This is a genomic window from Flavivirga aquimarina (genome assembly GCF_030540835.1).
Classification (GTDB): Bacteria; Bacteroidota; Bacteroidia; order Flavobacteriales; family Flavobacteriaceae; genus Flavivirga; species Flavivirga aquimarina.
On sequence record NZ_JAUOEK010000105.1, the window covers coordinates 1 to 15,147 of the forward strand.

13 protein-coding genes are annotated in these 15,147 nt (G+C 30.6%); 4 read left to right on the forward strand and 9 right to left on the reverse strand.

Annotation, left to right across the window (positions count from 1 at the left end):
- Positions 1–36 precede the first annotated feature (36 nt).
- Positions 37–276: an IS200/IS605 family transposase gene (gene tnpA / locus Q4Q35_RS09365; RefSeq protein WP_303277711.1), complete on the forward strand. Its 240-nt coding sequence runs from the start codon at positions 37–39 to the stop codon at positions 274–276.
- Positions 277–283: 7 nt separating this feature from the next.
- Entirely contained in the window at positions 284–601 is a 318-nt protein-coding gene (locus Q4Q35_RS09370; RefSeq protein ID WP_303277712.1) for a hypothetical protein, read from the forward strand.
- Between the two features lie 346 nt (positions 602–947).
- On the opposite strand, the gene Q4Q35_RS09375 is transcribed toward Q4Q35_RS09370, so the two are convergent.
- The 9 genes from Q4Q35_RS09375 to Q4Q35_RS09415 form a co-directional block, all read right to left on the reverse strand.
- Positions 948–2,729 (reverse strand): SGNH/GDSL hydrolase family protein, encoded by a 1,782-nt coding sequence (locus Q4Q35_RS09375; protein ID WP_303277713.1) that lies wholly within the window; start codon positions 2,727–2,729, stop codon positions 948–950.
- A gap of 118 nt (positions 2,730–2,847) precedes the next feature.
- Positions 2,848–3,378 (reverse strand): hypothetical protein, encoded by a 531-nt coding sequence (locus Q4Q35_RS09380; protein WP_303277714.1) that lies wholly within the window; start codon positions 3,376–3,378, stop codon positions 2,848–2,850.
- Positions 3,379–3,875: 497 nt separating this feature from the next.
- Positions 3,876–4,832: a hypothetical protein gene (locus Q4Q35_RS09385; protein WP_303277715.1), complete on the reverse strand. Its 957-nt coding sequence runs from the start codon at positions 4,830–4,832 to the stop codon at positions 3,876–3,878.
- Between the two features lie 4 nt (positions 4,833–4,836).
- Positions 4,837–5,163: a hypothetical protein gene (locus Q4Q35_RS09390; protein WP_303277716.1), complete on the reverse strand. Its 327-nt coding sequence runs from the start codon at positions 5,161–5,163 to the stop codon at positions 4,837–4,839.
- 28 nt (positions 5,164–5,191) lie between these two features.
- On the reverse strand, positions 5,192–6,613 hold the full coding sequence (locus Q4Q35_RS09395; RefSeq protein ID WP_303277717.1) for a hypothetical protein: 1,422 nt from the start codon (positions 6,611–6,613) through the stop codon (positions 5,192–5,194).
- 403 nt (positions 6,614–7,016) lie between these two features.
- The gene (locus Q4Q35_RS09400; RefSeq protein ID WP_303277718.1) at positions 7,017–7,439 is read right to left on the reverse strand and encodes a hypothetical protein; all 423 of its coding nucleotides are present in this window, start codon (positions 7,437–7,439) and stop codon (positions 7,017–7,019) included.
- An 8-nt stretch (positions 7,440–7,447) separates the two neighbouring features.
- The gene (locus Q4Q35_RS09405; RefSeq protein WP_303277719.1) at positions 7,448–8,086 is read right to left on the reverse strand and encodes a response regulator; all 639 of its coding nucleotides are present in this window, start codon (positions 8,084–8,086) and stop codon (positions 7,448–7,450) included.
- A gap of 12 nt (positions 8,087–8,098) precedes the next feature.
- On the reverse strand, positions 8,099–8,785 hold the full coding sequence (locus tag Q4Q35_RS09410) for a sensor histidine kinase (protein ID WP_303277720.1): 687 nt from the start codon (positions 8,783–8,785) through the stop codon (positions 8,099–8,101).
- Between the two features lie 684 nt (positions 8,786–9,469).
- Positions 9,470–10,666, reverse strand: a complete 1,197-nt coding sequence (locus Q4Q35_RS09415; RefSeq protein ID WP_303277721.1) for a T9SS type A sorting domain-containing protein — start codon at positions 10,664–10,666, stop codon at positions 9,470–9,472.
- Positions 10,667–10,859: 193 nt separating this feature from the next.
- Here Q4Q35_RS09415 and Q4Q35_RS09420 point away from each other — a divergent pair, with 193 nt between their 5' ends.
- Positions 10,860–13,556: an ATP-binding protein gene (locus Q4Q35_RS09420; protein WP_303277722.1), complete on the forward strand. Its 2,697-nt coding sequence runs from the start codon at positions 10,860–10,862 to the stop codon at positions 13,554–13,556.
- A gap of 5 nt (positions 13,557–13,561) precedes the next feature.
- The gene (locus Q4Q35_RS09425; protein ID WP_303277723.1) at positions 13,562–14,542 is read left to right on the forward strand and encodes a T9SS type A sorting domain-containing protein; all 981 of its coding nucleotides are present in this window, start codon (positions 13,562–13,564) and stop codon (positions 14,540–14,542) included.
- Positions 14,543–15,147: the final 605 nt, after the last annotated feature.

A 15,147-nucleotide genomic window follows, 5' to 3' on the forward strand; every position in this document is an offset into this window, starting at 1 on the left:
TTTTCATAACACTTTGAAAAAGTGTACTTTCGAAAAATGGGAGAACATATTTTTAAAAGGCATAATAAGACGTTATTGTTATATCACTTGGTTTTTCCATTGAAGTATAGGCAGTTGGTTATAACAGAAGAGATAGGTGAAGGTTTAAAGCGAATATGTCTGGATATTTCAAAGCGTTATGAAGTACATTTTATAGAGATAGGTCATGAGCCAGACCATGTTCATTTTTTAGTTCAAAGTGTTCCAGGCTATAGGATAGTTCATTTAAATATTTAAAAAAATTATGACTTATGTAACTTGTGAAAAAGGACATTTAGTATGTGTGCCATACAGCATTGAAAATTTACATCAAATGGCTAAGGAGTTGAAAATCGAGAAACATTGTTTTCATAAGGGTCGTTATGTGATTCCAAAACCAAGGATTGAAGAAATTGAAAAACGCTGTAAAGTTGTTTCGCACTCTGTACTTGATGAAATAATTATTTATCCAAAGTATGCAAGCATAATTATTGAAGACGAAATACCAAAGATTGGAGCAGTTTCATCTGATCATTTTTTGCAAACTCAAATTGAATATAACGGAAGAAAAAAAAGCTACTGACATATCAGTAGTAGCTTTTCATGTATTAAAAAAACAAAAAATATTTAATCTAGAGTTATGAGTAGGACTATTTTTGATTTTGCACTCATAAATTAATACAAATAGATAATAACCCCATTCCATACACATTCCACTTCGCTCCTATCGTCGCTTCGGGCAAAGCGTATTCCATTACATTTTTAAAGAAATTTTTAGAAAGAAAAAAATCAAAGAATATTTGAGGTAAGAACTTCGCTTTTATTGTTTCTAATTACTGAATTTAGATTTATTAAAACAATATACCTCATTGTGCATAGAAGTTTTACTTAAGCTTATGTTTCTAGGTTGGTCTTCACAATTACTTATATTAATGGGCGTCCCATTCTAAAAAAGAAAAGCTTTTAACGATCTCCTTGGACGCTGCTTCAGCAATTTTTTGATGGCCTTTTTTTGATGGGTGCCAAGCATCCTTATTATTTAGATTATCTGCTGTATCTAGGTTTATTCTTGCAAGTGCATTGGAGTAAACTAGTTTGACTTTAGTATTACTAATCTTTTTTTGGATCTCATCACATAGTTTTTCTAATTCGGTATTATATAATCTTGATAACTCTATCATTTTAAGCCTAAACTCTGGTTTCATAGAAACGAAATATTGATAATCCTTTTCCAAATATGGGTATAAGTCACTATTTTTTTTCTTCATATTTTCGGCCTCCAATCTTGCTTTGAAAAATGATTCGAAATTTATTAAACCGAATACATATATAACACATTTTTGATTACTATTTAGACCTCCAGCAACTAAACGTTCTAATTGAGCTTCATACGAACTTATAAATGTTTTAGATAGTTCTTTAAAAGTTTTTTCTTCATGCTCTTTCCAATTTAAAGCATTATGACCTATCCAAATAATAACAATTTCAGGAAACTTTCCAATTAAAACTTCATTAATCTGATCTGAGAAATGCCATGTATCTGTAATTATATCCTTAAAATTACGCTTGATCTTCCCATCAATTTTTGCTGTGGCACAAGCATGTTGATATGCAACAAAATGTGTCCATTCACCTATTCTTTCATAAACACTTCTAATATTATTTGTGGAACCTAACTTATTTACAAACCAACTAGCTCCCCAATCTTTCCATATACTTATTAACATTTTGAAATTTGAATCTACATGAAAACTTGTACTCAAACTATCCCCAATCAAAGCTATAGAACGGAGTTCATTTTTAGTTCCATTACTATTTAATAGTGGTCCTGGATGTATCATTACTCTCTTCCTTCTGAGATTATTGATACTTATAGGGTTTAGTTTTTCATCAATTTTAACTGAAACCCAGGTTAAGAAAAAGACCATTGGCCATGTCGAAATAAAGGTAAATATAGGTATTGCTGGATCATTTTTTCCGCCATAAACAAACTGTAAATGAGATGCTAATAATAAGCTAAGAGGGACTAGAGGGACTAGATAGTATCCAGTCAACCAATACTTATATTTTAATCTAGTATACCTCCTAAAACCTATTATAGTAATTGCTAATATGCAAGCATGTCCAGTACTAATAAATAATCCCAAAGTAGCTATTAGAAAAAACCTAGAGGAAGCTTTTGAATTGCCATCAATTCCAGAATAATTGGTAGTGGTAGTATCAATGAAAGATAGCATCCAGCCATCTATAAAACCTGCATCACTAAATAAGGTTTTGATTGTCGCTGAATTTTCTGAATTCATTTCAGTATTCTTCACTAATTCAACAGCTTCAATTCTTCCTTCGATCAAATTGTCCAATAAAAATCCAAACTTCAACCAAAGATAAATCAATAGAATAGGCACAAAAAGATGTAACCAACGTAGCGGTACTTCGTTCGAAAAGAAAGATAATTTATCCGAGTTTCTTAAAACAAGAAGAAAAGCAATAATCATCAGTAGAGCTTGCAATTTTAAATTATTATCTAGAAAGTTTAAATTTTCCTTGTATTCTTTAAGAAAATAATTAAAAGTTTCTTTCGTACTGAGGAAATTAGTATCCGAATTTTGTTTAGGTTTGGCAAACTCTGTAGCTATTAATTTATCATTTCCCAATTCGGTATTGTTATATTTATCAAATACTGTCGTAATTATCAAGCAATATAAAATCATCGAAATAACAACTAGTGACAAATGGGGTAGTATGAAAATTTTATGAATAAATTTCATTTGATTCCTTAATTAAAAAACAAATTAACAGCTTTCAAAATGTAATAATATATTAAATGGATTAAAATAATAACATTAGCAACATAATAAAGCGTGTTAAAATCAAAATTATCCCTAACTCTATTTTTCTGTCATAAAACCCTAAAAAACCTCTGGTGTCAGGCTCTGCAGTGAAAAGCAAACTAGGTCTTTCCATTTTTAGATTCCAATAATATCTAAGCCTATTTTTGCCAAATGTTTTCCAAAAATTACTTTCATCATAATTATCAACTGACATTAAGTAATCAATGGCGTTTTGATGTCGTTTTCTCTGTTCAGAATGAATCTTTGTGTGTTCATTCAATCCCCAAAGTATGAAAAGGTAGTCTACAAATACAAATGCTAGTACGATTTTGAATTTTGATGTGTGAAATATAGTTTTCAAAACAAAATCTGAATCATTAACATTACTAAAAATGGTTGTTGCAACGATTGTTGTTAAAACAGTACCTAATGAAAAAATCACTTTTCTAGCAACTTCAGAAGGATGATTAAAATGGAGATTACTCTCTTCAATTAACAGTTTTATTAATTCAAGTTTATTCAATTTCATTTTATGATTACATTAATTCTACATTTATGTATAAATATGATGCTACAAAAAAATAGAGTTTTATTCTGACTTCATTTTTATCAACACCAACCCTTTTTGGTATCATCAAAATCAAATTCCAGCATGGGATTTACATGATAATTAATATTCTTTTAAGGAATAAATCCAATGATTTGCTTAAATTATTAATAGGAAGAGTTTAAATATAGTAAATTTTGTAGGAATTTATTCAAAGAAAAACGTAAATATTAGAATTTTGTTTTATTTCTGGCCATTCCACACACATTCCACTTCTCTCCTACGTCGTTTCGTAAAAAGAGTGTTCCATTAACATCGTAGGGAAACATTTTAGAAGAAAAAAATCAAGAAAAGTAGTGGTAAATACTTCGCTTTTACCAAAGCAAAGTTACATAACGCAGAACATTCTAGTACAAATTCTTTAACTGTTTTGCGCCACAAACTATTTCATTCATAAGCTAAATGATTTGATTATTTAGTTAAAAAGGAAAACCTGCCGTTAAGACAATATTAGTCCTTTCCCATCTATCATTTTCAGACTGTCTATTATTTGACCAATCCGAGGTCTGAATTTGAATTCCCACTACTGCTTCTAGTGGCGCTCCTTTTTTAATAGCAAAAAATCCAAATGAAGGGTTTAATACTGGTTTTAAATTTTCATCAATGGCATAAGTCATATGTAAATTGGCAAAAATACGTTTGTTCAAAAAATGTTTACCAAAATCAAGATTAAATCGAGAGAATTTTTGATTTGGAATTAATGAAGTTAACTCATAAACATTTTCAGTCTCTGATACGGTTCTAATTGAAGTTCCATTTTCAAAACTTTGAGTTGAAGTTATAATCTCAACTTGACTAATGATATCCGTATTGTCCTTAATTCCAATAGAACCCGAAATACCAGCTGTAAAATCTTCTAAATAACTTAAAAGTCTATTTTTGAATCGAACATTTTGAAAATTCCATCCATAATTAACTCTAAAGCCTATATTTGTTTTATCAAAGATTTGGTTATCAAAATCCTTCATACTATCAAATACATTATTTCTTGAATACAATAATTCAACTCCTACGAAATGGTATTTCAGATTGCCGCTACCAGGGTTACCCCTACCTCCATAATCAGTTCTATCAAAAACTAAATTAGCACCTAATTTTCCACTAAATTGGAACTCTCCACCTTTAAATAAGTTAGAAATACTTTCTTTTGCATTAGCAGAAACTGTAACTGTCCAATATTCTTCGCCTTTTGTATTAGTTATATCTTTAGGCGTAATAGAGAAACCTAGTGATGTTTTTTCGGTATTTATGGTAATTGTGTTTATACGGAACAATTGAAAAGAAGTTTCCCCTTTTCCATCTTGCATTACACTGAATTGTGCTTTTACCGAATTAGCACATAGAATTAGTGATATTATAATTATTGATTTTCTCATAGTCTTAAGGTAAATTCATTATTGGTTTTCTTCTAACGGAGATATTTCTTCTAGTATCTCCTGTGGTTCCTGACCATTTTATAAAACTTTTAGTATTAGATTTTGTGATAATTTTCAATTCAGCTTCCCACTCGGTACCACTAACGCCATACACCTGAAGTTCATATTCAAAAGGATTCTCAACTAAAAGCTCAAACGATTCATTTTTCCATTCTTTTCGATTAGAGTCTGTTTCAAGTCTAACTGAAACATTCTCTTGTTCAGGATAAAAAAATACATTAGCTAGACTTCCTTTTGATTTTAATTCAAAATAAAAATTCACTTTTTTCATATGCTTTGGATTTAATAGTGTTTATCTTTTAAACTAGATGTTCAGCAGAGCTTCTAGATAAGGTTTTTGTTATACAATGAACTGAACCCCATCCAATAGCCAAATCTTCTAAACCATCCATTTGATGAACCTTGAATTCTAAATCTTCCCAAACTTTTTTGGCAGCATTATCCAAAGAAACTCTCTGATTTATTTCACCCTGATATTCAATCACATCAGGATTGTTGAGATACCATTGCACATCTTGGCTAAAACTAGGAAGATATACATTAGACTCTTCTTCATAATTTTCGACTATTGCATTGTTGAATGATAGATAGTAATATCTTTTGACCTCCCGAACGATATCTCCCTTATCATTCCGAATTAAGTGATGGATATAACTAGGTAAAATAGGAATCCGTCTGACTTCAAAATAGTTTGACAATTGTGTTTCCACTTCGTCAAAGTAAATATCAAAATCATTAGGTTTTGAAACCTCACCAATTGCCAACCTTCCGAGTTTTGGGCTTCCAACAAGTATGATATCTTTATCTAAATGATTCTTTTTACCAGTTGGAGTTATATACATATCTATGTGAAAAATAGGCTGAAAGTATCCACCACCTAAATATCTTCTATGCCCCTCCTCTATTAGTTCATCTCTTCCAACAGAAATAACAGGCTTCCCTAAAAGATTTTCGAACGCATCCAACACTTTTTTCTCAGTTTCAAGGTGTGCTCTTCCCAAGTTTTCAATTATATAATCTTTACCAATAAAAACATAATCTCCTATTTCTAGAATATTGCCTCCTTGAAAAAACAGATAAGATTGATAAGTTGAATTGCTTGTTTGGGCACTAATATCATCCGCAATTGAATGGTCATCAGCTCTCGGAAACAGGACACCTTCGCATATTATTGTATTGTTATTTTCATCTTTTAAAGCAACATAAGCATCTTGTGCCCAAATTGAATAATCAAAAACTGAAATATTGAGCGAAAACCTTGAGTTCTCAATTCCAATTTCATCAAACCAATTTTCTACTTCTTCCAATTGATAAGAATGACATAGCATAGTAAAATGTCTGTTATTATCAGCATTAAACATCAATCTGATTAAAGAAATTAAATGGCGTTTATCCATCGGATTTACTAAAATATTAGGGCTATTTGGGTCATAATATGGAGGAACGGTTAATAAGATGTCTGAAACCCTGCCATTTTCATCACTAACGAGGTTTGTTTTCAATACACTACAGACATAGTCCCCATAATTTTTGAAGCTAAATGATTTAATATTTGCAAATGCCTCCAACACTGTATTGGTGGTTTCTAACTCAGAAAATCTTGACCTTAATGTTTTCTTTGCCAGAATCTTAGATGAAAATTCCTTGTTATTTTTTTTTCTTAAATACTCTTCATCTGATAGTATAAGGTAATCTGGCTTTCTCGAAGGTTTAAAATTCATATTTTCCACTGTAGTATTAATATTTGTTGATTATGACCAAAGTTAAAACCTTACTATTCCTAAGTATTAAACTTCTAAACAATAGTACAGTTTTAATCAAATTATTAAAATACCCATTACAGGGTATTTTAAATTTTTCTATAAAAATAATTAGGGAAAATTATATTACTAATATATAAATTAACAAGTAACTTATTACATTTACCGCATAATTAATTGAAGATTAGAAGAATAATCCCATTCCACACACATTCCCACTTCGCTCCTATCGTCGCTTCGGGCAAAGAGTATTCCATTACATTTTTAAAGAAACTTTTAGAAAGAAAAAAATCAAAGAAAATTTGAGTGGTAAAAAGCTTTTTACCAAAGCAAAGTTACATAACGCAGAACATTATAAAACAAATTATTTTCTAAAAAGCCCAATACCCAATAATAATGCACCTATTATGCCTGAGAAGACGATAATAATATTAATAGATATATTATCATTCTGAGACACATAAGCAAGATGCGTTAAACATATACCTAAGCCAATGTTACCGATCATTTTCATTCCTTCAGTTAATGGAGTTTTTTTGTGAGAATTTTTGATACTATTCAATTTTTCAATCGCTGAACGTGAGTTGGAACTCACTATTATTCTATCATTTCTTTTTTTTGCATCCTCAACTGCATAATTGATTAAGTTTTTAGCTTTAACGTTTAATTGTTTCTCTATAAGACTAAATGCCTCAGGATGAAGTTCATATTCTCCTAATAGTTTTTTCAACTCTCCATTATTTTCGAGCTTGGCAATATTTATTATATGTTTTTTTTTATCCAACATTTAGACTGCTAATCAATAATATTATTTTTATAAGCATATTTGACTAGTTCCATACTATTTGATACTCCTGTTTTTTCAATGAGGTTTTTTCTATGGCTACCAACTGTACTTGGGGAAATTGACAATTTCTCAGATATCTGTGGAGTGGTATTCCCTTTAGCTATCAGTTTAATAATTTCAAGCTCTCTTTTAGTAAAAATGGATTGCTTCTTCTGTTTTTTTTCTTTTTGCTTATCTAAATTATTTATCAGAGTATTGGTAATCTCATAATCAAAATATTGTTCACCTGCACAAACTTTTTTGATAGCCTTGATCAAATCTTCCATCGCCCGGGTTTTTAGAATATAACCAGATACATTTGCTTGAGCCACTTTCGTTATACTCTCAATATCACTATAAGTTGTCAAAATCAAAACCTTAACATCTATGAATTTTTGTTGAATAACTAAAGCAGTCTCGAAACCGTCCAGTTTAGGCATCCTTAAATCCAAAACTACCACGTCAGTCAAGTTTTCATTTAAAAAATCTAATGCAAGTTCACCATTTGAGCATGCACCAACCAATTGAAGATCTGATTCATTTTTAATCATCATTGAAAGTCCATCAAGTAATACTTCATGATCATCAACTAATAATACTTTTATCATTCTTTTAAATGTTTAAATGTTAATGGGGATTTTTACAATAATGGTCACTCCTTTTTCTATTCTTGAGGTGATACTCAAAACACCATTTAATGATTCTGTTCTGGATTTCATACTCTTTAATCCAATTCCTGGAGATATTGATTTCAAAGGGTTAAAGCCAACTCCATTATCTATGATTTTTAAAACTATATTTTTTCCAATAATTGATATTTTAATTCTAATATTTGTTGCATTAGCGTGTTTAACAACATTATGAATTCCCTCTTGGATAATTCTGTAAATAGCAATTTCTTTTTTACTTGATAGTTCAGTATCTACCAAGTCATGCATAATAAAATCTATCTCAATCTGATATGATTCTTGAATTTTATCAATAAAATCGTTTAATACTTTTTTTAATCCAAACCCTTGAATAGTTCCATCATTTAGATTGTGACTTATTAATCTAATTTCTTCTGCAGTTTGCCCTAATAAACTCATCGCTTTCCTATATAATTGCCTTTTCTCATGATCAAGCTTAGAAAAGTACACTTCAAATGATTTAAAATAAATTTTAATAGCGGAAAGGGTTGCTATCGTCCCATCGTGTAAATCTAGAGCAATGCGTCTTCTTTCATTCATTATGGCTTCCAATCGCTTTTTTTCTTGAAAACGCATTAATTGCGATACTTCCATATTTTGTGACTCCAATGACTCCATAAACATCATTTCTTTTAATCTTATTTGTAATTTTTTTATTACAAATAAAAGAACTATGATAGCAATCGATAATAAAACTATTAAAATATTCAAACCCAAATTTTGATAAAGGTAATTAATTATTTATAACTAGTTATATTTGACTAGTTATATTCATTGTTCAAGAATAACATAAAAACTATTATCTCAAAAGAAATAAAATAATTTTAGAAAAGAGAACTCATAATATGGTATTGAAAGAATACCCAGCGAACATTTTTTGATAAATACAGAAAAAATAAAAAGTGGACGGTGTAATTTACAAGAATCATTTGTTATATTTTTAAAAATTAGACTTTTGTATAATTAATCTCATTCCATACACATTCCCACTTCGCTCCTATCGTCGCTTCGGGCAAAGCGTATTCCATTACATTTTTAAAGAAACATTTTAGAAAGAAAAAAATCAAGGAAAATTAGAGGAAAGAACTTCGCTTTTACCAAAGCAAAGTGTACATAACGCAGAACATTATAATTCATAAAATATTATAATTGGCATTATATAAAATTGCTTAGTAAACTTTAATTTTTTGGGTTTTATTGTAATCGTGTTAAGAAAGTTTACAATTATAAATTATTTTCATAATCCATACTTTGACTCAATACACGAAAGCTAAACTATGAGTTGTAGCAATAATAATGGGATTATTCAACAATAACCTTTTTTACTAATTTTCCTTTATTAGTATCTAATTTTATAAAATATAATCCACGTTGTAATTGATCCACTCTAATTTGATTCGTTTTCTGTGTTGTTAACACACGCTTACCAAGTGAATTTACCAGCTCAATTGTTTTAATAGTAATATTACTTGAGATGTTAATGTATTCTGAGGTTGGAATTGGATAAATCAATATTGAAGAACCTGTTACCTCCTTTTGTGTTACACTTAAGGGGACTCCTAATTCATCACAAGCATTAGGTATGCCATCGACATCTGCATCGGGACCAACTTCCAGATAATCTGCTGTACTATTTATATCCCCATCTAAAGGGGTAATTGTATAATCAATGCCTGATCCTGCAGTAGTAACTATTCCTGTAACAGGATCTACAGTTATTAATGTATCATCACCAAACACTCCTGTATCTCCTCCGTCTGCTGTCGATAGACCATAAGCTTCATTAGCATCACTACATCCGTCTACATCGCTATCTGTATTTTGAAAATCAAAAGAACCATCTGATAATGTATCTATTGGTATATTACCTGCACCTCCATTAGCAGAATTAGGCACTCCGCTATTATTTGTAGAGTCTCCATCTGTATCGTTAGCCTGACCAAAGTTTACACTATTTGGTGTGCCTCCTGCTTCTATAACATCATAAATACCATCATTATCACTATCCAAATCATAATGATTGGGAACACCATCACCATCAAAGTCAAAGACAGGATCTAGGGTGTCACAAATATCATCGAGATCAGCATCTATACACACAGGTGCAGTTGTACTACTATTATTATCAAAATCTTGATAGTTTGGTATACCATCCATATCTGCATCGGCAGATGGGTCTACTCCCAAGTTATTCTCTGCTGTATCCAAAATGCCGTCATTATCGTCATCTAAATCGATTGTATTCTCTACGTTATCATTATCATTGTCTATCTCAGACATAGATTTTATAAAACTTATAGTTGCATCCTTTAATGTATACGTGCCATCTATGTTGACAGATAAACCATGGGTTTGAAAATTGTTTTCAGGAATAAATTCTGGTAGCACTTCCAAAGTGTTTATTTCCTGTGCAGGAATACTATGTAAAATCAATATCAAAAAGAATAGAATAGATATGATATTTATTTTTTTAGTAAAGAATGGTATTTTAATTTTCATCAGTAAGTGTTTTAGCTAAGTGTAATCCAGGATTAACTTTGATATATTTTTGTAATTTTGAAACATTAAAGATATGAGTATAAGCATGTTGAATTCCAGACAATCTCTATTGAAAATTTGCCAATTTTGAGGTGCTTCTATGTAACCTGTACGATTCATTATACCTTAGTCAAGCAATAAAATGTCCCTATTAATGATAAGAATCATAATCCCTTTATTTTTTTTAATAGCTACAACCATTACTAAAGGACAAACGTCTTTGGAAGTGTTGTCAATTAGTATTTATGAAGGGGATATTTTACCTGAAAATCCTTTAAAACATATAAAATGGGAACCTTTAGAAGCGTTTAATACCATGAATAGTGAAGTTCTTGTGTATTGGTTAAGATTGAAATATAAAGAATCCGCTAATCAAAATATGAGACATGGTGTGTTATTGTTATCCAGGTTTTTTGACAAGGTAGAATCTTATAAAACCCCTCATGCTAGTTCTGCGATTTCTATCACTGGAAGACTGGTAGATAATCAAGATAAAACACTTACCAGAGGGATTTATAAAAACTCATTACCGCTTTCTTTTGATAAAGAAAATACGCTTTATATAAAGTTAACCAATTATCCATTAGTAGGATCAATAAGCAGGTCTCTGGACGGCATGGAGTACCTTTCCATAAGGGGTTTTGATATATATTCTACGAAGATTCATACCATTTTCACACTTGCTATTGGGATGGAAATAATCATTTTCCTGATTTTTTTATTTCTGGTGTATCTAAAACCCTCCAGGGAGAATATTTTTTATCTGTTACTTATTTTTGTTAGCGTACCTTTAATCATCATTCGTAATCAGGTATTTGATTCATTCTTCGATTTAAATAGTCAGCTTCTTTCTAATCTTGAATTCTGCCTTACTATCTTAGTAGTTTATAGTTTTTCGGCTTTTAGTGCGCATTATATTAAAGTCATGGAATATTCCCGTTTTTGGTATCGATTCATGGCATCGCCATATATTTTGTTATTGATACCAGCATTTTTCTATTTTGATAAACTATATCCATATCTGTTAATTGCTTTCTATTTTATAATTACAATAATTAGTGCGACCATCTTCCTTATTAAATTTCGAAAAAAGAATTCACATAGGGCAAATGTATTCCTTTTGGCTATATGTCCTATTACAATCGCTGGGGTACTCCCGTTTTTGGCAGCTAGTAAAATTATTCCTGCTAATTTCTGGACAATCAATAGTATGCTTATCCCCTTAGTTTTTAGAGATTTTGTTTTTATGACCGATCTTGTATTAGGTTTCTTTCGTGATAAATCATTGATCGCAGTAAAAGAAATAGAAGTTGGTCAGCTTCAAGAAGAAAAGAAACAATTAAAGAAAATAGAGGAATTAAAGACTACCTTTTTTAACAATGTCTCCCATGAATTGAGAACACCACTTACGCTGCTTTTAGGTCCATTGGAAAACGTATTAAATCATGGTAAGTTAAATAAAGACATGGAACAACAATTAAAAATGTCCATGAGAAATGGAACATACCTATTACAACTGGTCAATGAAATGCTGGATTTATCTAAACTTGACCACGGGCAACTTACCATTACAAAGAAGAAACAGGATATTATCCCCATATTAAAAGGTATTATTGAATCATTTAAGAATTACGCTACCGAAAATAAACAAACCATCTACATTACGCATTCATCCAATCAAATATTCATAGATACTGATCGAGATATATTTGAAAAAATGATCATCAACCTTATTTCTAATGCCATAAAATATAGTAAATCAACGGGAGAAATACATATAACAGTAAAAGAATATAAGCGTTCGGTATTTATTTCTGTTGCTGATTCAGGAATTGGAATAGCTCCAGCCGATATAGATGATATATTTAAACGCTATTATCAGGTAGATCGTAAACGATCTGTGAGTAGTACTGGAATTGGTTTAGCTATTGTAAAAGAATTTATAGAGCTTCATAATGGTAACATAACAGTACAAAGTACTTTAGGGAAAGGATCTTTGTTTGAATTAAGTTTCCCTTTAGTAAAAGATTCTGCTAAATCTAATACTACTATTATACCATATGCTATTAACGATCTGACGTCAATAGACCCTAATAAGTCATTAATCTTGCTTGTAGAAGACAATCAAGATATGAGACAATACTTGGAACAGCACTTGAGCGACTACAATCTATATCAGGCAGCTAACGGCCAAGAAGCCTTAAGGCTCTTAAAATCTATACAAAAACCAGACCTTATTATCACCGATTACATGATGCCTGTCATGGATGGCGTTGAATTTATTAAAACATTAAAATTAGACGAGAGTTTTTCAATGATTCCAATAATTTTTCTAACCGCCCGGACACTACAAGGTGATAAAATTAAAGTATTACATATGGGGATAGATGACTATATTATTAAGCCATTTGATAAGAAAGAGCTTAAATTACGGATTAATATATCGCTTAAAAATGCTTTAAATCAAAAGAAAAGTATGTCTCAGTCGATTGACATATTTTCTTTACCAGAAATAGTACAGTTTAAAAAGAAATTGGATGCTTATATTATTGAAAACATATCCAATCCCAAAATGAGTAATATTGATTTAGCTTATCATTTTTCTATCAGTGAACGTAGTTTGATTAGAAAAATTAAATCTGCTACAGGACAAACACCCGCCGCCTATATTAGAGAAATTCGATTACAATCGGCAAAACGTAAGATCGAATATAATGAAAGAGCTAGTATTAGTGAAATCGCCTATGAATTAGGCATGAATAATCTATCTCATTTTACTCAGGCTTTTAAAAAAAGATTTGGAAAACTACCTTCTGAATATTTTAGAAAATCTAATGATAAAATAACGTAATAACTATGACAACTCTTTTAAAACAAATCAAAAAATTAATATTTCTAAATCTCGTAGTCTTCTTTTCATCTATAACTACTTACAGTCAAGTTATAAATGACGATTTTGAAGATGGTGATATAACTGGATGGACAGAAGGAACTGCTAGTCATTGGGTGAATTCAACAACAAATCCTATAACAGCCGCAAGATCTTTAAAACATAATCTTTCAGGTACATCTGGTGATAGTTATATTTACCAAGACATTTCTTCTTTAGATTTAACTACAGAAAATATTACCTGGCAGTTTAATTTAAAAACAGGGAGTTGGGATCCTTCTTCATCGAACAAGTTCTGGGTATACCTAACTGCAAACAATAATGATTTAAATGGTTCTTCCGTAGATGGATATGCAGTAGGTGTAAACCTTACTGGCTCTTCCGATTTTCTTACTTTATGGAAAGTGACTAACGGTGAAGCTGATGGCGCTGTAATTACAACTGCAATTGATTGGAACGCCAATAATACAAAAGGAATCAGAGTTACAAGAACAAATGATGGTTTATGGGAATTATTAGTTGATAATGATGGTGGTTTTGAGGCTTTGATGTCTATGGGTACAGCTACAAATACAGATTACACATTTGATACTAATTTTGGACTTAGTTTTACTTTTTCTGCCACTAGAGCTGGTCTCTTATGGATGGATGACGTTTTTGTACAAGGTGTCGATGCAACTTTAAGTGTTGATGACCTAACAATTTCGCTTGATGAGGTACTTGTATTTATGACAGATAAACGCTCCTTAACGGTTAATGGTCTGCAGAATACTCATTTTTCTGTCAGGCTATATTCCATAATCGGCGAACAGGTCCTAAACAAATCTTTTATATCAAATGGCGTAAACAATATTAGTTTACCCCAAACTCTTGCTAGTGGTATTTATATTGTTAAGCTTACTACCTATAATTCGGAAAGACTAAGTAAAAAGATTGTTATTGAATGATTCTCATAATTTAAGATAAATAAGTGATTCAGAATTCAACTATCTAAAAACAAGCTCTTTAGTCTCATAAAACTGTTTTCAGTAGATGTTATTGTTTTTCTAATTGTTTTACATAAATACATGCTTTAATAATCATACTATTTATGTGATTTAATGTATTTAATATTAATAAATTAGAGAGCTTAAATTTATGTATTCGATAATTATTCCTATTACATACACATTCCCACTTCGCTCCTATCGTCACTTCGGGCAAAGCGTATTCCATTACATTTTTAAAGAAACATTTGAGAAGAAAAAAATCAAAAAAAGCAGTAGTATAAACGAGGCCACTGAAAAAGGTAGTTCTTTTTCAAATGTAAATTTAAAAGCGATTAAGAAAAAGGTAATATTTCTTAATCGCTTTTATGTTTTGTGTAATTTTTTGATATGGGCTTATATGAAGTTAAAAAATGCTTCAAAAACAGCTATTTTCAGCTATTAGTCCAAATAACTACCTCACTTTTTAACTGAGTTTTAGTATTCTTTTGAGGTTAACGGCAAAAATTGCCATTGCTCCCTGCATTTCCATATTTGTGATACCATAAGATGTGGCTCTTCCAAAA

Excerpts from the sequence above, each read along its gene's own strand:
- Q4Q35_RS09425 (WP_303277723.1), top strand. The coding sequence starts at position 13,562 with ATGACAACTCTTTTAAAACAAATCAAAAAATTAATATTTCTAAATCTC.
- Q4Q35_RS09405 (WP_303277719.1), bottom strand. The coding sequence starts at position 8,086 with ATGATAAAAGTATTATTAGTTGATGATCATGAAGTATTACTTGATGGA.
- Q4Q35_RS09375 (WP_303277713.1), bottom strand. The coding sequence starts at position 2,729 with ATGATTTTATATTGCTTGATAATTACGACAGTATTTGATAAATATAAC.
- Q4Q35_RS09380 (WP_303277714.1), bottom strand. The coding sequence starts at position 3,378 with ATGAAATTGAATAAACTTGAATTAATAAAACTGTTAATTGAAGAGAGT.
- Q4Q35_RS09385 (WP_303277715.1), bottom strand. The coding sequence starts at position 4,832 with ATGAGAAAATCAATAATTATAATATCACTAATTCTATGTGCTAATTCG.
- Q4Q35_RS09370 (WP_303277712.1), top strand. The coding sequence starts at position 284 with ATGACTTATGTAACTTGTGAAAAAGGACATTTAGTATGTGTGCCATAC.
- Q4Q35_RS09390 (WP_303277716.1), bottom strand. The coding sequence starts at position 5,163 with ATGAAAAAAGTGAATTTTTATTTTGAATTAAAATCAAAAGGAAGTCTA.
- Q4Q35_RS09415 (WP_303277721.1), bottom strand. The coding sequence starts at position 10,666 with ATGAAAATTAAAATACCATTCTTTACTAAAAAAATAAATATCATATCT.
- Q4Q35_RS09400 (WP_303277718.1), bottom strand. The coding sequence starts at position 7,439 with ATGTTGGATAAAAAAAAACATATAATAAATATTGCCAAGCTCGAAAAT.
- Q4Q35_RS09420 (WP_303277722.1), top strand. The coding sequence starts at position 10,860 with ATGATAAGAATCATAATCCCTTTATTTTTTTTAATAGCTACAACCATT.
- Q4Q35_RS09410 (WP_303277720.1), bottom strand. The coding sequence starts at position 8,785 with ATGGAGTCATTGGAGTCACAAAATATGGAAGTATCGCAATTAATGCGT.
- Q4Q35_RS09395 (WP_303277717.1), bottom strand. The coding sequence starts at position 6,613 with ATGAATTTTAAACCTTCGAGAAAGCCAGATTACCTTATACTATCAGAT.
- tnpA (WP_303277711.1), top strand. The coding sequence starts at position 37 with ATGGGAGAACATATTTTTAAAAGGCATAATAAGACGTTATTGTTATAT.